Origin of the sequence: Herbaspirillum sp. (assembly GCF_017744395.1) — a bacterium.
Taxonomy (GTDB): domain Bacteria; phylum Pseudomonadota; class Gammaproteobacteria; order Burkholderiales; family Burkholderiaceae_D; genus Herbaspirillum.
In genome coordinates, this window is the sequence record NZ_JAGIBI010000002.1 from 486884 (window position 1) to 505437 (window position 18554).

Annotated in this window: 22 protein-coding genes, 1 tRNA gene and 1 pseudogene; 16 read left to right on the forward strand and 8 right to left on the reverse strand. The window is 63.4% G+C overall.

Annotation, left to right across the window (positions count from 1 at the left end; all coding sequences use genetic code 11):
- The first annotated feature begins 46 nt into the window (after positions 1 to 46).
- From hisA to tatC, 8 genes and pseudogenes are all read left to right on the forward strand, one after another.
- Positions 47 to 844: a 1-(5-phosphoribosyl)-5-[(5-phosphoribosylamino)methylideneamino]imidazole-4-carboxamide isomerase gene (gene hisA, locus J7548_RS08145; protein WP_290972936.1), complete on the forward strand. Its 798-nt coding sequence runs from the start codon at positions 47 to 49 to the stop codon at positions 842 to 844.
- 1 nt (position 845) lies between these two features.
- Positions 846 to 1610 carry an imidazole glycerol phosphate synthase subunit HisF gene (hisF, locus tag J7548_RS08150; protein WP_290972940.1) on the forward strand — a complete coding sequence of 255 codons (765 nt, stop codon included), beginning with the start codon at positions 846 to 848 and terminating at the stop codon, positions 1608 to 1610.
- A pseudogene (gene hisI / locus J7548_RS08155) lies at positions 1607 to 1990 on the forward strand (phosphoribosyl-AMP cyclohydrolase); the annotation flags it as partial. The gene hisF and the pseudogene hisI, both read left to right, overlap by 4 nt.
- A gap of 137 nt (positions 1991 to 2127) precedes the next feature.
- Entirely contained in the window at positions 2128 to 2466 is a 339-nt protein-coding gene (locus tag J7548_RS08160) for a phosphoribosyl-ATP diphosphatase (protein ID WP_290972943.1), read from the forward strand.
- A 36-nt stretch (positions 2467 to 2502) separates the two neighbouring features.
- The gene (locus J7548_RS08165) at positions 2503 to 2883 is read left to right on the forward strand and encodes a histidine triad nucleotide-binding protein (protein ID WP_290972946.1); all 381 of its coding nucleotides are present in this window, start codon (positions 2503 to 2505) and stop codon (positions 2881 to 2883) included.
- Positions 2884 to 2991: 108 nt separating this feature from the next.
- Positions 2992 to 3195 carry a Sec-independent protein translocase subunit TatA gene (tatA, locus tag J7548_RS08170; protein ID WP_290972949.1) on the forward strand — a complete coding sequence of 68 codons (204 nt, stop codon included), beginning with the start codon at positions 2992 to 2994 and terminating at the stop codon, positions 3193 to 3195.
- Positions 3196 to 3317: 122 nt separating this feature from the next.
- The gene (gene tatB, locus J7548_RS08175) at positions 3318 to 3833 is read left to right on the forward strand and encodes a Sec-independent protein translocase protein TatB (RefSeq protein WP_290972951.1); all 516 of its coding nucleotides are present in this window, start codon (positions 3318 to 3320) and stop codon (positions 3831 to 3833) included.
- A 48-nt stretch (positions 3834 to 3881) separates the two neighbouring features.
- On the forward strand, positions 3882 to 4661 hold the full coding sequence (gene tatC / locus J7548_RS08180) for a twin-arginine translocase subunit TatC (RefSeq protein WP_290972954.1): 780 nt from the start codon (positions 3882 to 3884) through the stop codon (positions 4659 to 4661).
- A gap of 84 nt (positions 4662 to 4745) precedes the next feature.
- On the opposite strand, the gene J7548_RS08185 is transcribed toward tatC, so the two are convergent.
- Entirely contained in the window at positions 4746 to 5435 is a 690-nt protein-coding gene (locus J7548_RS08185) for a DUF2461 domain-containing protein (RefSeq protein ID WP_290973352.1), read from the reverse strand.
- Positions 5436 to 5507: 72 nt separating this feature from the next.
- Positions 5508 to 6689 (reverse strand): Do family serine endopeptidase, encoded by a 1182-nt coding sequence (locus J7548_RS08190; RefSeq protein WP_290972957.1) that lies wholly within the window; start codon positions 6687 to 6689, stop codon positions 5508 to 5510.
- 23 nt (positions 6690 to 6712) lie between these two features.
- Between J7548_RS08190 and J7548_RS08195 the strand changes: the two genes are divergently transcribed.
- Positions 6713 to 7477 (forward strand): Nif3-like dinuclear metal center hexameric protein, encoded by a 765-nt coding sequence (locus J7548_RS08195; RefSeq protein ID WP_290972960.1) that lies wholly within the window; start codon positions 6713 to 6715, stop codon positions 7475 to 7477.
- An 86-nt stretch (positions 7478 to 7563) separates the two neighbouring features.
- Here J7548_RS08195 and mscL read toward each other — a convergent pair whose 3' ends face one another.
- Entirely contained in the window at positions 7564 to 7995 is a 432-nt protein-coding gene (gene mscL / locus J7548_RS08200; protein ID WP_290972964.1) for a large conductance mechanosensitive channel protein MscL, read from the reverse strand.
- A gap of 302 nt (positions 7996 to 8297) precedes the next feature.
- Here mscL and petA point away from each other — a divergent pair, with 302 nt between their 5' ends.
- The 7 genes from petA (at position 8298) to J7548_RS08235 (ending at position 13084) form a co-directional block, all read left to right on the forward strand.
- Positions 8298 to 8906: a ubiquinol-cytochrome c reductase iron-sulfur subunit gene (gene petA / locus J7548_RS08205; protein ID WP_290972968.1), complete on the forward strand. Its 609-nt coding sequence runs from the start codon at positions 8298 to 8300 to the stop codon at positions 8904 to 8906.
- A gap of 2 nt (positions 8907 to 8908) precedes the next feature.
- Complete coding sequence (locus J7548_RS08210) at positions 8909 to 10315, forward strand: cytochrome bc complex cytochrome b subunit (protein ID WP_290972971.1); 1407 nt, start codon at positions 8909 to 8911, stop codon at positions 10313 to 10315.
- A 32-nt stretch (positions 10316 to 10347) separates the two neighbouring features.
- Positions 10348 to 11112 (forward strand): cytochrome c1, encoded by a 765-nt coding sequence (locus J7548_RS08215; RefSeq protein WP_290972974.1) that lies wholly within the window; start codon positions 10348 to 10350, stop codon positions 11110 to 11112.
- 98 nt (positions 11113 to 11210) lie between these two features.
- Positions 11211 to 11822 (forward strand): glutathione S-transferase N-terminal domain-containing protein, encoded by a 612-nt coding sequence (locus J7548_RS08220; RefSeq protein ID WP_050466657.1) that lies wholly within the window; start codon positions 11211 to 11213, stop codon positions 11820 to 11822.
- Between the two features lie 127 nt (positions 11823 to 11949).
- The gene (locus J7548_RS08225; protein WP_290972979.1) at positions 11950 to 12441 is read left to right on the forward strand and encodes a ClpXP protease specificity-enhancing factor; all 492 of its coding nucleotides are present in this window, start codon (positions 11950 to 11952) and stop codon (positions 12439 to 12441) included.
- A 25-nt stretch (positions 12442 to 12466) separates the two neighbouring features.
- Positions 12467 to 12542 (forward strand) — tRNA-Thr (locus J7548_RS08230).
- Between the two features lie 275 nt (positions 12543 to 12817).
- Positions 12818 to 13084, forward strand: a complete 267-nt coding sequence (locus J7548_RS08235) for a hypothetical protein (RefSeq protein ID WP_290972982.1) — start codon at positions 12818 to 12820, stop codon at positions 13082 to 13084.
- 34 nt (positions 13085 to 13118) lie between these two features.
- Here J7548_RS08235 and J7548_RS08240 read toward each other — a convergent pair whose 3' ends face one another.
- From J7548_RS08240 to J7548_RS08260, 5 genes are read right to left on the reverse strand one after another with little or no spacing between them, the layout of a single operon-like run.
- A complete protein-coding gene (locus J7548_RS08240) occupies positions 13119 to 13622 on the reverse strand; it encodes a MarR family transcriptional regulator (protein ID WP_290972986.1) in 504 nt (167 codons plus the stop codon).
- Positions 13600 to 15387 carry an acyl-CoA dehydrogenase gene (locus J7548_RS08245; protein WP_290972990.1) on the reverse strand — a complete coding sequence of 596 codons (1788 nt, stop codon included), beginning with the start codon at positions 15385 to 15387 and terminating at the stop codon, positions 13600 to 13602. Before J7548_RS08245 ends, J7548_RS08240 begins: the two co-directional genes overlap by 23 nt.
- A gap of 10 nt (positions 15388 to 15397) precedes the next feature.
- Positions 15398 to 15964 (reverse strand): DUF3237 domain-containing protein, encoded by a 567-nt coding sequence (locus tag J7548_RS08250; RefSeq protein WP_290972994.1) that lies wholly within the window; start codon positions 15962 to 15964, stop codon positions 15398 to 15400.
- Positions 15965 to 16001: 37 nt separating this feature from the next.
- Positions 16002 to 16754, reverse strand: a complete 753-nt coding sequence (locus J7548_RS08255) for an ABC transporter ATP-binding protein (protein ID WP_290972998.1) — start codon at positions 16752 to 16754, stop codon at positions 16002 to 16004.
- The gene (locus tag J7548_RS08260) at positions 16751 to 18550 is read right to left on the reverse strand and encodes a branched-chain amino acid ABC transporter ATP-binding protein/permease (RefSeq protein ID WP_290973001.1); all 1800 of its coding nucleotides are present in this window, start codon (positions 18548 to 18550) and stop codon (positions 16751 to 16753) included. The genes J7548_RS08255 and J7548_RS08260 overlap by 4 nt, the downstream gene beginning before the upstream one ends.
- Positions 18551 to 18554 lie beyond the last annotated feature (4 nt).

Consider the following 18554-nt stretch of genomic DNA (forward strand, 5'->3'; position numbering starts at 1 on the left):
AGTTTTCCGTCATCCACCCTTTTTACTGACTAGTCATACCGTAGCCATGCTGCTGATACCCGCCATCGACCTGAAAGACGGTCATTGCGTCCGCCTCAAACAAGGCGATATGGAACAAGCCACCGTTTTCTCCGAAGACCCGGCGGAAATGGCCCTGCACTGGTTGAAGCAAGGCGCCCGCCGCCTGCACCTGGTGGACCTGAACGGCGCGTTCGCGGGCAAGCCCAAGAACGAGGCGGCGGTCAAGTCCATCCTCAAGGTGGTGGCCGCTTTCGCCGAGGAAAACGGGGTCGAGGAGATCCCCGTGCAACTGGGCGGCGGCATCCGCGACCTCGATACCATCGAGCGCTACCTCGATGACGGCCTGTCCTACATCATCATCGGCACCGCCGCGGTGAAGAACCCCGGTTTCCTGCATGACGCCTGCAGCGCCTTCCCCGGCCAGATCATCGTCGGCCTGGACGCCAAGGACGGCAAGGTCGCCACCGACGGCTGGAGCAAGCTGTCGGGCCACGAGGTGATCGACCTGGCGCGCAAGTTCGAAGGCTACGGCTGCGAATCCATCGTCTATACCGACATCGGCCGCGACGGCATGATGGGCGGCGTCAACATCGAAGCCACCGTGCGCCTGGCGCAGGCGGTGTCGATTCCCATCATCGCTTCCGGCGGCGTGCACAACATCGGCGACGTGGAAGCCTTGTGCCGTGTGGAAGACGAAGGGATCGAGGCGGTCATCTGCGGCCGTTCCATCTATGAAGGCACGCTGGATTTGCGCAGCGGCCAGGACCGTGCCGACGAACTGACGCAAGCCCTGGAGGCCGAGCGCGACGCCGGCGGCAAATAAGATGGCCCTCGCAAAACGCATCATCCCCTGCCTCGACGTGACCGCCGGCCGCGTCGTCAAGGGCGTCAATTTCCTGGAGCTGCGCGATGCCGGCGACCCGGTGGAAATCGCGCGCCGCTATGACGAGCAGGGCGCCGACGAGCTGACCTTCCTCGACATCACCGCTTCCTCCGACGGCCGCGACCTGATCCTCGACATCATCGAGGCGGTGGCCTCGCAGGTCTTCATTCCGCTGACGGTCGGCGGCGGCGTGCGCGCCGTCGACGACGTGCGCCGCCTGTTGAACGCCGGCGCCGACAAGGTCGGCATCAATACCTCTGCCGTGACCAACCCGCAACTGGTGGCCGATGCCGCCGGCAAGTACGGTTCGCAATGCATCGTGGTGGCGATCGACGCCAAGCGCGCCGGCGACGGCAAGTGGGAGGTCTACACCCACGGCGGCCGCAAGGCCACCGGCTTGGACGCGGTCGAATGGGCGCGCAAGATGGCGCGCCTGGGCGCCGGAGAGATCCTGCTGACCAGCATGGACCGCGACGGCACCAAGAGCGGTTTCGACCTCGACCTGACCCGCGCGGTATCGGAAGCCGTGAGCATTCCGGTGATCGCCTCGGGCGGCGTCGGCGGCCTGCAGGACCTGGCCGACGGCGTGACCAAGGGCAAGGCCGACGCGGTGCTGGCCGCCAGCATCTTCCACTATGGCCAGCACACCGTGCAGGAAGCCAAGCGCTTCATGGCCGACCAGAACATTCCGATGAGGCTGGCATGAGCATCAGCGCCAAGTGGCTGAACAAGGTGAAGTGGGACGAGGTCGGCCTGGTGCCGGTGATCGCCCAGGAAGTCGGCAGCAACGACGTGCTGATGTTCGCCTGGATGAACCGCGAGGCGCTGGCCAGGACGGTCGAGATCGGCCAGGCCGTGTACTGGAGCCGTTCGCGCAAGAAGCTGTGGCACAAGGGCGAGGAGTCCGGCCACTTCCAGAAGGTGCATGAGATCCGCCTCGACTGCGACGAAGACGTGGTGCTGCTCAAGGTCGAGCAGGTGGCCGGCATCGCCTGCCATACCGGCCGCCATTCCTGCTTCTTCCAGAAGTTCGAGGGCAGCGCCGACAACGGCGAGTGGCAGACCGTCGAGCCGGTCCTGAAGGACTTGCCGCCGGGTGCCGGCGGCGCGCCTGCCGCCAAGGCGGAGAAGGCGGAGAAAGCCGAAAAGACCGCCGACAAGCCCAAGCGCACCCGCAAGACCGCTGACGCGGCCAAGAATACCGAACCGGGCAAGACCGAACCATGAGTGAAACACTGAAGCGCCTGGCCGAAGTCATCGAGTCGCGCAAGCTGGCCAATGGCGGCAATCCTGAAAAATCCTACGTCGCCAAGCTGTTTTCCAAGGGCGACGACGCCATCCTCAAGAAGATCGGCGAAGAGGCCACCGAAACCGTGATGGCCGCCAAGGACGCCCGCGTCTCGGGCGACAAGTCCAAGGTGCTCTACGAGTGCGCCGACCTCTGGTTCCATTCCATGGTGATGCTGGCCCAGTTCGATCTGAAGCCGCAGGACGTGCTGGACGAGCTGGCGCGCCGCGAAGGCCTCTCTGGCCTGGAAGAAAAAGCCGCGCGCAAAGAGTGAGCCGGCGCCATCCCCCATCTACGCAGGAGAACGGTTTTGGATAATTGCATTTTCTGTAAGATCGCCGCCGGAGAGATCCCGTCGAAGAAGCTGTACGAGGACGAGGACCTGGTCGCCTTCCACGACATCAACCCGGCCGCGCCGGTGCATTTCCTGATCGTGCCGCGCCAGCATGTGGCCACGCTGTCGGACTGCGGTCCCGAACAGGCCGCCCTGCTGGGCAAGATGGCGCTGCTCGCGCCCAAGCTGGCGGCCGAGCAGGGTTGCGGCTTTAAGGTCGATGCCGAGGGCAACCGCAGCGGCGGCTTCAAGACGCTGTTCAACACCGGACCGGACGGCGGGCAGGAGGTGTACCATCTGCATATGCACGTGATCGGCGGGCCGCATCCGTGGCGCGTGCGTTTTGTGCAGCAATAACAGCGCGGCAATAGAACAAGAGGAACCGGTGCGCTAGATGCGCCAGGCGCGCCGGCCGAGACGAGAAATTTTGTACACAGGGCAGGGATGTCCGTTTAGGAGAAGAGAATGGGTTCGTTCAGTATTTGGCATTGGCTGATTGTTCTGGTGATCGTGATGCTGGTCTTCGGCACCAAGAAGCTCGGCAACATGGGTTCCGACCTGGGCAAGGCGGTCAAGGGCTTCAAGGATGGCGTCAAGGGCGCCGAGGAAGAGAAGAAGGACCAGGCCATCGATGTCCAGGCCAAGGAAAAAGACAAGTCCGGCAACTGACCGGGCGGCGCCCGCCGGCAAGGCAATGCGGCGGGCCGCTTCGGATTGCGGCTGCCGCTGCTGCAGCGGCGGCGCTTTCACCGCACATTGACTGTGCCAGCCTTTAATGTCCACACAGACTCATGATTGATATCGGCCTTTCCAAGCTGGCCCTGATCGGCGTGGTCGCGCTGGTCGTGATCGGCCCCGAGCGGCTGCCCAAGGTGGCGCGCATGGCCGGCACCCTGTTCGGCCGCGCGCAGCGCTACATCAACGACGTCAAGAGCGAAGTCAGCCGGGAAATCGAGCTCGACGAGCTGCGCAAGATGCAAAAGGACGTGGAGCAGGCCGCCAGCGATGTGTCGGGCAGCATCAACAAGAGCATGTCCGACACCGAGAATGCGATCAACGACGCCTGGAACGGCGGCGATTCCTCCGGCGGCGACAGCGCGTCCTCCAGCGCCTGGAGCCGCACGCCCAGCGCGGATACGCTCTCGATCAAGTCGAAGGCGTTCCGCCGCAAGAAGCTGGCGCGCACCACGGCGGTGCCGGCCTGGTACAAGCACCAGAGCGGACGCAAGACGCGCGTCATCTCGGCCTCGGCGCGGGTGGCGAAATATCGTCCGATCGGTGCCGGCAAGTCGGCCGGTTTCTTTTAATCCCGACGGCGCCCCGCGTCCTCACCTTACTTTTTTGCCGCAAACTCCATGGCTGAAGAAAACAATACGGCCGGCACCGAAGACACCTTCATCTCGCACCTGATCGAACTGCGCAGCCGCATCGTCAAGGCGGCGGCGGTGGTGCTGGTGGTATTCCTGTGCATGATGCCCTTCGCGGCCCATATCTTCGACGTGCTGGCCGCGCCGATGATCCACGCGCTGCCGGCCGGCAGCAAGATGATCGCCACCGGCGTCATCACGCCGTTCCTGATCCCGATCAAGGTCACCATGCTGGTGGCGGTGCTGGTGTCGCTGCCGTGGGTGCTGTACCAGATGTGGGCCTTCGTCGCCCCCGGCCTGTACACGCATGAGAAGAAGCTGATCGCGCCGCTGGTGGTGTCGTCCTCGCTGCTGTTCGTAGCCGGCGTGGCGTTCTGCTACTTCTTCGTGTTCGGCGTGGTGTTCCCGTTCATCAACAACTTCGCGCCGAAGTCGGTCTCGGTGGCGCCGGACATCGACAGCTACGTCGATTTCGTGCTGACCATGTTCGTCGCCTTCGGCGTCACGTTCGAAGTGCCGGTGATCGTGATCGTGCTGGTGCGCATGGGCGTGGTGCCGCTGCAGAAGCTCAAGCAGATCCGCCCGTACGTGATCGTCGGCGCGTTCGTGATCGCCGCCGTGGTGACGCCGCCGGACATCATGAGCCAGTTGCTGCTGGCCGTGCCGCTGGTGCTGCTGTATGAGGTGGGTTTGTTCGTGGCGCCGATCTTCGAGCGCGCCACGCGCGCGCCGGATGGCAAGGAAGCGGAGTCTTCGGCGTCCGAATAGTGTGCCGGGCCCCTGGGTCCGGATCCGAATAGGAAAAAAGCCCGCATGGCGGGCTTTTTTTACGTCCGATCTTCCCGTGCGGGCTTATTCCTCAGCCGTCTGCAGCGGGATGTTCCGCAGCCAGTTCACCAGCGGATAAGCGTCCTTGAAGCCGGCCAGCACATCCTTGCCCAAGTCGGCCGGCACCTTCTTCTTGATGCTGGTTTCGGTCCACACGATGAAGCTCTTCAGCTTCACGTACTCGATATTCGGGGTGTCCGGATCGAAGCCCTTGGGCGGGCGCACCAGCTTGCCTTCTTCCTGCAGGTCGCCGTAGGTTTCCACCAGCTTCTTGTTCTTGCGCATCTTGTTGAAGCCGGCCGCATCGCTGACGACCTGGTTGCGGATGGCCCGCAGGCGGTCCGGCGGCGGCATGTATTCGCCGCCTGCGATCAGCAGCTTGCCCTCGGCGTCGATATGGAAATAGTAGGCCGGGCCGCCGCCCTGGCTGGGCTTTTTCAGGCCGCTGGCGGTGATGGCGGCGGAGAAGTGGGTCTTGTACGGGCTCTTGTCATGCGAGAAGCGCATGTCGCGGTTGATGCGGAACAGCGCCTTCTTCGGGTTGCAGCCGGCGATGGCCGGGTCGAACTTGCTGATCTCGGCGATCAGCTTGACGGTCAGCGCCAGGAATTCTTCGCGCAGGATGTCGTAGCGCGGCTTGTTCATCACGAACCAGGCGCGGTTGTTGTTGTCGGCAAGCTCGGCCAGGAACTGGGTCAGGTCGCGCACGTGCATCTTGTTCGATCTCCTTCTGATGGCGATGGCGCTCCCCAATCCGGGGATGCGCATCGGGCATTCTAGCCGTTCTTATTCCTGGTCGCTGTCGTCGCTCTTGGGCGGCGGCGGGCGCTTGCCCACGGTGATGTTGAGCTTGGTTTCCTGCGACCGGCGCAGCACCGTCATGGCGATGTTCTGGCCCGGCGTGAGCTGGGCGATCACGTTGAGCATCTCGGTGGTGTCGGCCACCGGCTTGCCGTCGATGCTGACCAGGATGTCGCCCGGCTTCATGCCGGCGCGGTCGGCCGGGCCGCCCTTGAGCACGCCGGCGATGATGGCGCCGGTCTTCTTGCCCAGGCCGAAGCTCTCGGCCAGCTCCGGCGTGATGTCCTGCGGTTCGACGCCGATCCAGCCGCGCACCACCTGGCCGTTGCTGATGATGGCTTCCATCACCGTCTTGGCGGTCGACATCGGGATCGCGAAGCCGATGCCAAGGTTGCCGCCGGTGCGCGAATAGATCGCGGTGTTGATGCCCAGCAGGTTGCCGTTGGTGTCGACCAGCGCGCCGCCGGAATTGCCGGGGTTGATGGCGGCGTCGGTCTGGATGAAGTTCTCGAAGGTGTTGATGCCGAGGTGGTTGCGTCCCAGCGCCGAGACGATGCCCATGGTGACGGTCTGGCCGACGCCGAAGGGGTTGCCGATGGCCAGCACCACATCGCCCACCGAGCTGCTCTCCGGATGCCCCAGGGTGATGGCCGGCAGGTTGGGCAGTTCGATCTTGATCACCGCCAGGTCGGTTTCAGGGTCGATGCCGACCACCTTGGCGCTCGCCTTGCGGCCGTCGGCCAGCGCCACTTCGATCTGGTCGGCGGCTTCCACCACGTGGTTGTTGGTCAGGATGTAGCCTTGCGGGCTGACGATCACGCCCGAACCGAGGCTGGATTGCTTGTCATCCTGCTGCTGCTCTTCGAACTGGTCGCCGAAGAACTTGCGGAAGAAGGGATCGTTCTGGAACGGGCTTTTCTGCGGACGCGCTTCCATGGTGGTGAAGATGTTCACCACCGACGGCATGGCCTGCTGCGCGGCGTGGCGATAGGAGCTCAGCGCGGGCGCATCGGGAGCGGCTTCCTGCATTTGCACGGAGGATTGGGCGGGGCGCGCGCGGGAGCCGAAGGTGCCGGATATCCAGCCGGGCTTCAAGGTCGTTACAATGAACCACACTGCCAAACCGATTGTCACGGTCTGGGCAAACAACAACCATAAACGTCGCATATAGAAACCAGATGAGGATGGAAATGAGTCGGCAAGTTACCAGAGACGAGTTCGGGAGATATCTCGGCCAGACGCTCAATGCCGGGCAATACCGCGATTATTGCCCAAACGGCCTGCAGGTGGAAGGGCGGGAGGAGATCGCCAGGGTCGTCAGCGGCGTCACCGCGAGCCTGGCGCTGATCGAGGCCGCGCTCGATTTGAAGGCCGATGCGATCCTGGTGCACCACGGTTATTTCTGGCGCGGCGAGGACATGCGGGTGATCGGCACCAAGCAGCGCCGCTTGAAGCTGTTGCTTGCCAATGACGTCAGCCTGTTCGCCTACCACCTGCCACTGGATGCGCATCCGCAATTGGGCAACAACGCCCAGCTCGCGCGCATGCTCGACCTGAACGCCGGTGGCCGCTTCGGCGACGATGACCTGGGCTGGCTCGGGCGCAGCAATTCTCCCGCGGTGAAGACGGCCGCCGACCTCGCGGCATTGATAGAAAAACGCCTGGGACGAGCGCCCCTGCTGATCGGCGACCCGCAGCAGGCGCTGGGCGAGATCGCCTGGTGCACCGGTGCGGCGCAGGGCATGCTGGCCGATGCGATCGCGGCCGGCGCATCGGCCTACATCAGCGGCGAGATTTCCGAACCCACCGTGCACCTGGCGCGCGAGACCGGCACCGTCTATATCGCGGCGGGACACCATGCCACCGAGCGCTATGGCGTGCAGGCGCTGGGCGCGCACGCCGCGGAGCATTTCGGTATCGAACACCGCTTCATCGATATCGACAATCCGGTGTGACAGGGAAGGGTGCCGGTTCCTGAAAAACAAAAAGCCCTCGCGGGCTTTTTGTTTTTGAAGTCGCGGTTGCGGCTTGCTTCTCTTGCTTACTTCTTCAGCGCATCGCGGATTTCACGCAGCAGCAGGACATCTTCCGTCGGTGCCGCAGGTGCGGCCGGAGCGGCTTCTTCCTGCTTGGAGGTCAGGTCGCGCGCCTTGTTGATGAGGCGGATCATCTGGAAGATGATGAACGCCAGGATGATGAAGTTGATCAGGATGGTAACGAAGTTGCCGTAGGCGAACACCGCGCCGGCCTTCTTCGCTTCGGCCAGCGACAAGCCGTAGGGCTGGCCGTTGAGCGGAATGTAGTAGCTGGCGAAATCGAGGCCGCCGAAGATTTTCCCGACGATGGGCATGATGATGTCCTGCACCATGGATTCGACGATCTTGCCGAAGGCGCCGCCGATGATGATGCCGACGGCGAGGTCGACAACGTTGCCTTTGGTCGCGAATGCGCGGAAGTCTTTGAACATGCTCATTATTGATTTCTCCTGTGGAAGATTGCTGTTTGTCTATGAAATGGGAGCGATACCGGCGTTATATCCCGCCGCGCTTGAAAAGTAAATTAGGACGCATCTTATATTGCAACGCAGCAAAAGAGGTAAAAAGAGCAGATTGACAACGGGTTGCGCTGCGTCAAATCGTTTTTTGCGCGGGCCGTTACCATGCTGGCCGTTCGCGTTGTCTTCAAAACCCTATTCAGCTTATATATAATCAAAAGTTGCATGAGGGTCACTTAGAAGGTCCACGCTAACTTACACATATGGAGATAGGGGTCTTTATGACGGACGAGAATCAGGTCGACGCAAGTCGACGAGGTTTGCTGGTTGCCACTTGCGCGGCTGGCGGTGTTGCTGGATTGGCCACTGCCGGAGCTTTCGTCTCCACCTTGCAGCCCTCGGAACGGGCCAAGGCTGCGGGCGCACCGGTTGAGGTCGACATCTCGACCTTGTCTCCAGGCGAAATGCGTACCGTCGAATGGCGCGGCAAGCCGGTCTGGATCCTCAAGCGCACCCCCGAGATGGTCGAATCGCTCAAGAAGGTGGACGGCGAAGTGGCCGATCCGCAGTCCAAGCGCACCGATTTCTCCGAGACGCCCGAATACGCGCTCAATGAATGGCGCTCCATCCGCAAGGATCTCCTGGTCGTGGTCGGCATCTGCCCGCACCTCGGCTGCTCCCCCAGCGCACGCTTCCAGGCCGGCCCGCAGCCTTCGCTGCCGGACGACTGGCATGGCGGCTTCCTGTGCCCCTGCCACGGCTCCACGTTCGACCTGGCCGGCCGCGTCTACAAGAACAAGCCGGCTCCGGACAACCTCCAGGTGCCGCGCTACATGTTCGAAGGCGACAACAAGCTGGTCATCGGCAAAGACGAGAAAGGGGAGGCATAAGCATGGGAGCATTCCACGAAAAGAAACTGCCCGATGACGCGCCGGTGTGCGACAAGGCGCTCAACTGGGTCGATGCCCGCTTTCCGCTGACCTCCACCTGGAAAGCCCATCTCTCCGAGTACTACGCTCCCAAGAACTTCAATTTCTGGTACGCCTTTGGCTCGCTGGCCTTGCTGGTGCTGGTGATCCAGATCGTCACCGGCATCTTCCTGGTGATGCACTACAAGCCGGACGCCAACCTGGCCTTCGCCTCGGTCGAATACATCATGCGCGACGTGCCCTGGGGCTGGCTGGTGCGCTACATGCATTCCACCGGCGCCTCGGCCTTCTTCATCGTGGTCTACCTGCACATGGTGCGCGGCCTGCTCTACGGCTCCTACCGCAAGCCGCGCGAGCTGGTGTGGCTGTTCGGCGTGGCGATCTTCCTGTGCCTGATGGGCGAAGCCTTCTTCGGCTACCTGCTGCCCTGGGGCCAGATGTCGTACTGGGGGGCGCAGGTGATCGTGAACCTGTTCGGCGCGATTCCCTTCATCGGCCCTGACCTGTCGTTGTGGATCCGCGGCGACTACGTCGTCTCCGACGCCACCCTGAACCGCTTCTTCTCGTTCCACGTGATCGCCATCCCGCTGGTGCTGATCGGCCTGGTGGTGGCGCACATCATCGCGCTGCACGAAGTGGGCTCGAACAACCCCGACGGCGTCGAGATCAAGGAAAAGACCGATGCCAACGGCGTGCCGCTGGACGGCGTGCCGTTCCACCCGTACTACTCGGTGCACGATATCTTCGCGGTCTCGATCTTCCTGATCGTGTTTTCGGCGGTGGTGTTCTTCGCGCCGGAGATGGGCGGCTACTTCCTGGAGTACAACAACTTCATCCCGGCCGACTCGCTGAAGACCCCGCCGCACATCGCGCCGGTGTGGTACTTCACGCCGTTCTACTCGATCCTGCGCGCCACCACCGCCGATTTCATGGGCTGGCTCATTGCCGGCGTCGCGGCCTATGTCGCGCTGCTGGTGTTCAAGTCGCGCCTGGCCGGCGCGCTCAAGATCGCCGCCATCGTGATCGGCCTGGCCGTGATCGCCGGCATGCTGGTGTTCGACGCCAAGTTCTGGGGCGTGGTGCTGATGGGCCTGTCGGTGGTGATCCTGGGCGGCTTGCCGTGGCTGGACCACTCGCAGGTCAAGTCGATCCGCTACCGTCCGAGCTGGCATAAGTACGTTTATCTTGTCTTTGGCATTGCCTTCGTTGCGCTGGGCTATCTGGGCGTGCAGCCGCCGACCGCCACGGGTACCGTCGTGGCCCAGGTCTGCGCCTTCATCTACCTGGGCTTCTTCCTGCTGATGCCCTGGTGGAGCGCTGCCGGCACCTTCAAGCCGGTACCTGACCGCGTCGTCTACCATCCGCACTAAGCCAGCCGCCTAAAGCACAAGAGGACAAGAACATGACATTGCTGAAAAGACTGATCGCGACGCTGGCGCTGCTGCCGGTGCTCGCCTGCGCCAACGAAGGCGGTTTCCCGCTGGCCCACGCGCCGGACCGCACCAAGGATGTTTCCGCGTTGCAAAACGGCGCCAAGCTGTTCGTCAACTATTGCCTGAATTGCCACGCGGCATCGTCGATGCGCTACAACCGCCTGCGCGACCTCGGTCTGTCGGAAGACCAGATCAAGAATAACCTCTTGTTTACAGGGGAAAAAGTCGGCGATCTGATGAAAATCTCGATGCTGCCGCAGGACGCCAAGACCTGGTTCGGGGCCACCCCGCCGGACCTGTCGGTGATCGCGCGGGCCAAGGCATCCGAGCTGGGATCGGGCCCGGACTGGATTTATACCTACCTGCGCAGTTATTATAAGGACGACAGCCGCCCAACCGGCTGGAACAACATGCTTTTCCCCAACGTCGGCATGCCGCATGTGTTGTGGGAATTGCAAGGAACCCAGGTCCCGAAGTACTCCGAGGAGAAAGATCCTCACGAAGAGGGCAAGACCATCCACAAATTCGAGAAATTCGAACTGGTCAAGGCTGGAAAGATGAGCGCGATCGAATATGATAACGCCGTCGCCGATCTGGTCGGTTATCTCGAGTGGATGGCCGAGCCCGCGCAGAATACGCGCAAACGGCTGGGCGTCTGGGTGCTGTTGTTCCTGGGCGTTTTCCTGGTTCTGACGTGGCGTCTGAACGCTTCCTATTGGAAGAACGTCAAGTAAAAAAGTAAAATCTCGTATCCGCGCTGTTTTTGGCGGAATTGCGTACCGGGGTGAGCGTTATGCGTCTCGCCCCCCTTTTGTTTTTAGGGCTCTACAAAATGATGGTTCTTTATTCGGGCACGACCTGCCCATTTTCGCAACGTTGCCGCCTCGTCCTGTTCGAAAAGGGCATGGACTTCGAGATCCGCGACGTCGACCTGTTCAACAAGCCGGAAGACATTTCCGTCATGAACCCCTACGGCCAGGTCCCCATCCTGGTCGAGCGTGACCTGGTGCTGTACGAGTCGAACATCATCAACGAATACATCGACGAGCGCTTCCCGCACCCGCAACTGATGCCGGCCGACCCGCTGATGCGCGCCCGCGCCCGCCTGATGCTGTTCAACTTCGAGAAGGAACTGTTCATCCACGTGCACACGCTGGAGAACGAGAAGTCCAAGGCTGCCGAAAAGAGCCAGGAAAAGGCCCGCAACGAAATCCGCGACCGCCTGACCCAGCTGGCGCCGCTGTTCCTGAAGAACAAGTACATGCTGGGCGACGAGTTCTCCATGCTGGACGTGGCGCTGGCGCCGCTGCTGTGGCGCCTGGACCACTACGGCATCGAGCTGTCCAAGACCGCGGCCCCGCTGATGAAGTACGCCGAGCGCATCTTCTCGCGCCCGGCCTACATCGAAGCGCTGACCCCGTCGGAAAAGGTCATGCGCCGCTAAGCAGCGCACGCCGCCGATCCCGCGCCCTGGGCCGGGACCGGCGGCAGTATCGTTTTGCAGTTCCACCCCGGCCATGCCGGCAGATGCGCAGGCCTGAGCGCCCGTGCATCGCATCACACACCCAGTCATGCCTGAAGTTTCAACCAAGCCTTATCTGCTGCGCGCCATCTACGAGTGGTGCACCGACAATGGCTTTACGCCCCACATCGCCGTAGTGGTCGACAGCCGCACACGCGTGCCGATGCAATTCGTCAAGAACGGCGAGATCGTCCTCAACATCAGCTTCGAGGCCACCAGCGGCCTGAAGATGGAAAACGACAGCATCAGCTTCAGCGCGCGTTTCGGCGGCGTTTCGAAGGACATCCTGATCCCGGTCGAGAACGTCATCGCCATCTACGCCCGCGAGAACGGCCAGGGCATGGCCTTCGAGGCGCCCAATCCGGCCACGGCCCCCGAGGCGGAGCCGCAGCAGGACGAGAAGGAAACCGGCGCCCCGATGCTGTCTTCCGTCCCGGTTTCCGAGCCAGAGAAAAAGGCCGCCACGACCGAAGCGCCGGGCGACGACGATCCCGAACCGCCAAAAAAGGGCGGACGTCCTGTACTTACCCGTATCAAGTAGGCTATAATCGCCGGCTAAAGTTTTTGCTGGCTTAGCTCATCTGGTAGAGCACCTGACTTGTAATCAGGGGGTGGCGGGTTCAAGTCCTGCAGCCAGCACCAAGTTTGAAGGAAACGGCCCACAGTGATGTGGGCCGTTTTTTTATGCTTCGCGCCCTTTTTGGTTGGCGGCGGAAAGTGGAGTAATGACAGAGAGGAAAATCTGCTGGCAAAACGGCCGACGCATTCAAAGCATTATTTCAAAAGATGAAAGAAAGCATTGCCCGCCAGCCCATTTTTCCCGCATAGCTGGCTACTTACAATGATTCCACGTGGATGAAGTTGATGAAATGGATCTGCAATGGGCAGGATCCGCTTGCATTCATGGGGAGTAGATCATGAATACCGTCGCATTAAGAAAACTGGGCCTCGCCATCGCACTACTGGGGATGGCCGCCGCAGCGAGTGCCGCAGAAGGCAAGGATGTCATACCGGCAGAAACGGCCGGAGCCGCAGTTGCGCAGCCGGTTCAATCGAATGCGCGGAATACGCCGTCGATGCAGGAAAAGTCGGGCCTTACGCGCGAGCAGGTCATGGAAGACCTCAAGCAGTACCAGCGCCAACACGCCAATCCCAGCTATAGCGAGCTGGTTTTCCTGCGCTGACAAGGGAAGGCGGGACGGCTGACGGCGCGAGGGATCAGCGCGCCGGATCGTCGCCGTCCGGCATGAATATCTTTTGCAGCAGTCCGATCAGTTGCGCGCGTTCGGACTCGTTTAGCGCTTCGGTGGCTTTCAGTTCCAGTTCGCTGGCCGTTTTCTCCGCCTTCACGCACATGCGCATGCCGGCCGTAGTCAATGCCAGCACCTGCGAGCGGCGATCCTGCGGATTGCGCTGGCGCATTACTAGGCCGCGCTGTTCCAGGCGGTCCAGCAAGGTCGCCAGGTTGGGCGGCGAGACGTTGATGGCCTTGGAAAGGCGCTTCTGGTTGATGTTGGGATTGGCCTTCAGCAGGCTCAGCACCGTGAAGTCGACCGGACGCAACTCGAACTTGGCCATGCGCTTTTCAAACAGCGGCATGATGGTGATGTAGGCGCGTCGGCAGTTGTAGCCGACCAGGCTCAGCAGAACCTGCTGGTCGAGCGGAGCGCTTTCCGGCGATTCGTCGTCGGGGTCGAAGTCAGCCGGCTTCTTGGGCAGCATGGTGATGTCGGTCGGAGGGGATGGTCGGAACGCCAGTTGCCAGGCAGCCGTCGATGACGTCGAACAACTGCCGCACTTCCGGAAACACAAAGGCGAAATGATAGCATGCGGCATCCCGCTTGCCGTCGTAGTATGCCGGGTCGCGATCCAGCGCCGCAAGCGCCCGCAGCGCGGCGCGCAGCCACATCCAGCCCAATGCAAGATGGCCCGTCAGGTGCAGCATTTCATCGGCGAGGAAGTAAGGCAGCGATGGATTGGCCGCCATGCCTGCGGCGATATCCGCAGCCGACTGTCGCAGCTTTTGCGCGGCTTGCAGCAGCAGTGCCGCTTGCTTTTCGAATTCGCTTCCTTTGGCATGCAGCGCATCGGCTTGTACCAGCGCAAGGAAGTCTTCCAGCCTGCGGCCATCATCGGCCAGCGCCTTGCGCAGCAGGAAATCGATGGCCTGGATCTCGTTGCTGCCTTCGTAGATCATCGTGATGCGGGCATCGCGCAGATACTGTTCGATGCCGGTCTCGACCACATAGCCATGTCCGCCGAATACCTGCAGCGCGCGGCTGGCGCATTGGAATCCTTGCTCGGTCAGGAAGGCCTTCACCACCGGCGTGATGAATTCCAGCCGCTCCTGGTGGCGGCGCCTTGCTACCGTATCGGTATCGTGTTCCGCCAGGTCCAGCAGCAATCCTGTCCAGCAGGCCAGCATGCGTCCGCCTTCGATGCGGCAGCGCTGTTGCATCAGCAGCTTGTGCACCGCCGGATGCAGAGCGATCGGATCGGCCGCCTGTGTGCCGGCCGGGCGTACCGGCGCGCGCGACTGGCGCCGCTCATGCGCATAGGCCGATGCGCGCTGCCATGCTGCTTCCGCCAGTCCCAATCCCTGGGCGCCGACATGCAGGCGCGCCGCATTCATCATCACGAACATGGCCGCCAGGCCGCGTCCGGCTTCGCCGACCAGCCAGGCTTGCGCCTGTTCGAAGCGCAGGCTGCAGGTGGCGCTGCCGTGAATCCCCATCTTGTGTTCGATGTCGGTGCACTGTACGCCGTTGCGGCTGCCGTCCGGCAGCAGCTTGGGCGCGAGGAACAGCGAGAGCCCCTTGCTGCCCGGTACGGCATCGGGCAGGCGCGCCAGCACCAGGTGGACGATGTTGCCGGTCAGGTCGTGTTCCCCGCCGGAGATGAAAATCTTGTCGCCGCTGATGCGGTAGCTGCCGTCGTCCTGCGGCACGGCGCGCGTGCGCAGCAGGCCGAGGTCGCTGCCGGCGTGGGCTTCGGTCAGGCACATGGTGGCCAGCCATTCGCCGCTGGCGATCTTGTCCAGGTAAGCCGCGCGCAGCGCCGGCGAGCCGTGCTCGGCCAGGCAGGCATAGGCGCCGTGCAGCAGGCCGGGATACATGGTCCAGGCATGGTTGGCCGCGCTCAGCATTTCGTAAAGGGCGCAGTCCAGCACATGCGGCAGGCCCTGGCCGCCGTGTTCCGGGGCGCAGGCCAGGGCCGGCCAGCCGCCTTCGCAAAACTGCGCATAGGCGCGCGCGAATCCGGAGGGCGTGGCGACTTCGCCATTGTCGAAACGGCAGCCGTCGCGGTCGCCTGCCGCATTCAGCGGGGCCACCACGCCGGCGGCGAAGCGGCCGGCTTCTTCCAGCACCTGGGCCATCAGTTCGCCATCGCACTCCGCATGCGCCGGCAGCGCGCGCAATGCCTGCGGTGCCTGCAGCACTTCATCGAGCACGAAGGCGAAGTCGCGCAGCGGCGGCACATAACTCATCGCGCGTCCCTCAGTTCAGCAGATAGGCGTCGTAGACCACGGCATTGCCCAGCCGCATCGCATAGCCCACGCCCATGGCGCGGTTGAGCCAGTCGTATTTCTTGGACGCGGTTTCGAAGTTCATGTAGAGGCGGAAGTAATATTTGGAAGGATCGACCGGCTTGCCTTGCGCCACTTCGGCCATCACTTCCGGCGGGCCGTAGCGCACGCCGCGGGTTTGCAGGTAGACCAGTTCGCCGTCGTCGAGCTTGAGCAGGTAGCGGGTGTCGATGTTGGCCAGGCCGTCGGCGGTCACGGTCTGCCAATCCGCGCCGTTGTTGAGGATCTCGCCGTTCATCAGCGGCCCTTTGAAGCTGCCGCCGGTGATCGGGATGATGCGGCGTCGGCCCAGGTCGGAGGTCTTGCCGAGTTCCCAGATCGGCGCCACCAGGTCCACCGAGAAGCGCGCCAGGAAAGTGAGCTTGGGTTTGGGCGGCTCCAGCTTTGTATTGTCGGCGTCGCTGGCGGCGCGCGCCGGCAGGGCTGCCGCCGACAAGGCCAGCAGGGCGGCGTGCAGCAACAGGAACAGTTTCTTCATGGCGGTCTCCTCCTTGTATGTGGTGGTGCGGCGGTATTCAGGCGGCGGCGGATTCCGGCGCCGGCGATTTGCCGAAGCCGAGATAGGCCTGGATCACCTGGCTGTCGCCGGCCAGTTGCGCCGACTCGCCTTGCATGGTGACCTTGCCCAGTTCCAGCACGTAGCCGTAGTCGGCGGTCTGCAGCGCCGCGCGCGCGTTCTGTTCGACCAGCAGCACCGAGATGCCGGCGCTGCGCAGCTCCGAGACGATCTGCAGGATTTCCTTGACAATGCGCGGGGCCAGGCCGAGGCTGGGTTCGTCCAGCATCAGCAGTTCCGGCTTGGCCATCAGCGCGCGGCCGATGGCCAGCATCTGGCGCTCGCCGCCGGAGAGCGTGCCGGCCAGCTGGCGCCGCCGTTCCTTCAGGCGCGGGAACATCTCGAACACCGTGGCCAGCTGGTCCAGCGGTTGCGCCTGGCGCAGCCGCAGGCGGCGGAATCCGCCCAGCAGCAGGTTGTCTTCCACGCTCATGGTGGAAAACAGTTCGCGCCGTTCCGGCACCAGCGCGATGCCTTCCAGCACGCGCTGCTCCAGGCTGTAGCGATCGACGGCGCGGCCGCGGTAGCGTATCTCCCCTTGTGCCGGCAGCACGCCCATGATGGCGTTGAGCAGCGTGGACTTGCCTGCGCCGTTGGGGCCGATCACGGTGGCGATGCTGCCGCGCTCCAGCTTGAGATTGATGTCGTGCAAGGCTTGCACCTTGCCGTAGCTGGCGCGCAGCTGCTCCACTTCCAATAAGGTTTCGCTCATTCGATTCCACCCAGGTAGGCTTCGATCACGGCGGGATGCCGCTGGATCTCTTGCGGCGTGCCTTCGGCGATCTTGGCGCCGAATTCCATCACCACGATGTGGTCGGTCAGTTGCATGACGAATTCCATGTCATGTTCCACCAGCAGGATGCTCATGCCGTCGGCGCGCAATTCCTGCAGCACCTTGGCCAGCGCCTGCTTCTCCAGGTGGCGCAGGCCGGCGGCCGGTTCGTCCAGCAGCAGCAACAGCGGATCGCAGCACAGCGCGCGGGCGATTTCCAGGATGCGTTGCTGGCCCAGCGCCAGGTTGCCGGCCTGTTCGTGCATCAGGTGCTGCAGGCCGACGCGGTGCAGCGCGCGCGCCGCTTCCTCCAGCAGCGCCTGCTCTTCGCCACGCTCCAGGTGCAGCATGGCATTGACGGTGTTGCGCAGGAAACCCTGGCGGCTGCGCAGGTGTGCGCCCAACGCAACGTTCTCCAGCACCGACATGCCCGGCAGCAGGCGCACGTGCTGGAAGGTGCGGGCGATGCCCAGGCTGGCGATGGCGCGCGCCTGCAGGCCGGCGATGTCGCGGCCATTGAAGCTGACGCGTCCGCCGCTGGCGTGCAGCAGGCCGGTGACCAGGTTGAAGGTGGTCGACTTGCCGGCGCCGTTGGGGCCGATCAGGCCGACGATCTCGCCCGCCTTGACATTGAAGGACACCTCGTTGACCGCCACCAGTCCGCCGAAGCGCTTGGCGATCCGCTCCACCTGCAGCAGCGCCGCGCCGCGCGCCGGCGCCTGGCGCTTCGGCATGGCTTGCGCACCCGGTTGCAGCAAGGGCCGCGGCGCCGGCGGGAAGGCGCGCATCCACAGCGCCCGTACCCAGGGCCACAGGCCGCCGCGCGCATACTTGAGCAGCAGGATCAGGATCAGGCCGAAGACGATGCTTTCATAACTGCCTTCGCCGCCCAGCAGCGCCGGCAGCAGCACCTGCAGCTGGTCGGCCAGCAGCTTGAGTACGCCGGCGCCCAGCAAGGCGCCCCAGATATGCGCGATGCCGCCGACCACCACGATGAACAGGTATTCGATGCCCATCGCCAGGCTGAACGGCGACGGGTTGACGGTGCGCTGCATATGCGCGAACAGCCAGCCCGACACCGACGCCAGCAGTGCCGCCAGCACGAAGATCAGGATCTTGTAGCGGCCGGTATCCACGCCCATCGCCTCGGCCATCGAGCGGCCGCCCTTGAGCGCGCGGATAGCGCGGCCGGCGCGCGAGTCGAGCAGGTTCAGCGACAGCCAGGCGGCGCCCAGCACGATGGCCCAGATCAGGTAGTAGAGATGCCGCTCCTGCGCCAGGTCGATGCCCAGGAAGTGCAGCGCCGGGATGCCGGAAATGCCGTCGTACTTGCCCAGCCATTCGACCTTGCCGAACAGGAAGTACAGGCTGATGCCCCAGGCGATGGTGGCCAGCGGCAGGTAGTGGCCCGACATGCGCAGCGTGATGCGTCCCAGCACATAGGCCGAGGCGCCGGTCAGCAGCAGGCCCAGCGGCAGCGTCAGCCAGGGCGAGACGCCATGCGCGGTGCTCAGGTAGGAAGTGGTGTAGGCGCCCAGCCCGACGAAGGCGGCCTGGCCGAACGAGGTCAGGCCGCCGATGCCGGTCAGCAGCACCAGGCCGATGGCCACCAGCGCATACAGGCCGATGTAGTTGGCCTGGATGATCCAGAACTGCGGCGTGGGCAGCAGCGGGAACAGGGCCAGCAATACCAGCAGCGCCGACAGGAGGAAGAGAGGAATGCGTCGTGTCGTCATGGTT

What these genes read in the sequence shown, in the direction of transcription:
- J7548_RS08260 (WP_290973001.1), bottom strand. Translation starts at nt 18,550, where the DNA reads ATGACGACACGACGCATTCCTCTCTTCCTCCTGTCGGCGCTGCTGGTA.
- J7548_RS08195 (WP_290972960.1), top strand. Translation starts at nt 6,713, where the DNA reads ATGAGTCGGCAAGTTACCAGAGACGAGTTCGGGAGATATCTCGGCCAG.
- J7548_RS08210 (WP_290972971.1), top strand. Translation starts at nt 8,909, where the DNA reads ATGGGAGCATTCCACGAAAAGAAACTGCCCGATGACGCGCCGGTGTGC.
- mscL (WP_290972964.1), bottom strand. Translation starts at nt 7,995, where the DNA reads ATGAGCATGTTCAAAGACTTCCGCGCATTCGCGACCAAAGGCAACGTT.
- J7548_RS08250 (WP_290972994.1), bottom strand. Translation starts at nt 15,964, where the DNA reads ATGAAGAAACTGTTCCTGTTGCTGCACGCCGCCCTGCTGGCCTTGTCG.
- hisA (WP_290972936.1), top strand. Translation starts at nt 47, where the DNA reads ATGCTGCTGATACCCGCCATCGACCTGAAAGACGGTCATTGCGTCCGC.
- J7548_RS08190 (WP_290972957.1), bottom strand. Translation starts at nt 6,689, where the DNA reads ATGCGACGTTTATGGTTGTTGTTTGCCCAGACCGTGACAATCGGTTTG.
- tatB (WP_290972951.1), top strand. Translation starts at nt 3,318, where the DNA reads ATGATTGATATCGGCCTTTCCAAGCTGGCCCTGATCGGCGTGGTCGCG.
- hisF (WP_290972940.1), top strand. Translation starts at nt 846, where the DNA reads ATGGCCCTCGCAAAACGCATCATCCCCTGCCTCGACGTGACCGCCGGC.
- J7548_RS08220 (WP_050466657.1), top strand. Translation starts at nt 11,211, where the DNA reads ATGATGGTTCTTTATTCGGGCACGACCTGCCCATTTTCGCAACGTTGC.
- tatA (WP_290972949.1), top strand. Translation starts at nt 2,992, where the DNA reads ATGGGTTCGTTCAGTATTTGGCATTGGCTGATTGTTCTGGTGATCGTG.
- tatC (WP_290972954.1), top strand. Translation starts at nt 3,882, where the DNA reads ATGGCTGAAGAAAACAATACGGCCGGCACCGAAGACACCTTCATCTCG.
- J7548_RS08235 (WP_290972982.1), top strand. Translation starts at nt 12,818, where the DNA reads ATGAATACCGTCGCATTAAGAAAACTGGGCCTCGCCATCGCACTACTG.
- J7548_RS08255 (WP_290972998.1), bottom strand. Translation starts at nt 16,754, where the DNA reads ATGAGCGAAACCTTATTGGAAGTGGAGCAGCTGCGCGCCAGCTACGGC.
- petA (WP_290972968.1), top strand. Translation starts at nt 8,298, where the DNA reads ATGACGGACGAGAATCAGGTCGACGCAAGTCGACGAGGTTTGCTGGTT.
- J7548_RS08245 (WP_290972990.1), bottom strand. Translation starts at nt 15,387, where the DNA reads ATGAGTTATGTGCCGCCGCTGCGCGACTTCGCCTTCGTGCTCGATGAA.
- J7548_RS08240 (WP_290972986.1), bottom strand. Translation starts at nt 13,622, where the DNA reads ATGCTGCCCAAGAAGCCGGCTGACTTCGACCCCGACGACGAATCGCCG.
- J7548_RS08160 (WP_290972943.1), top strand. Translation starts at nt 2,128, where the DNA reads ATGAGTGAAACACTGAAGCGCCTGGCCGAAGTCATCGAGTCGCGCAAG.
- J7548_RS08185 (WP_290973352.1), bottom strand. Translation starts at nt 5,435, where the DNA reads ATGCACGTGCGCGACCTGACCCAGTTCCTGGCCGAGCTTGCCGACAAC.
- J7548_RS08225 (WP_290972979.1), top strand. Translation starts at nt 11,950, where the DNA reads ATGCCTGAAGTTTCAACCAAGCCTTATCTGCTGCGCGCCATCTACGAG.
- J7548_RS08215 (WP_290972974.1), top strand. Translation starts at nt 10,348, where the DNA reads ATGACATTGCTGAAAAGACTGATCGCGACGCTGGCGCTGCTGCCGGTG.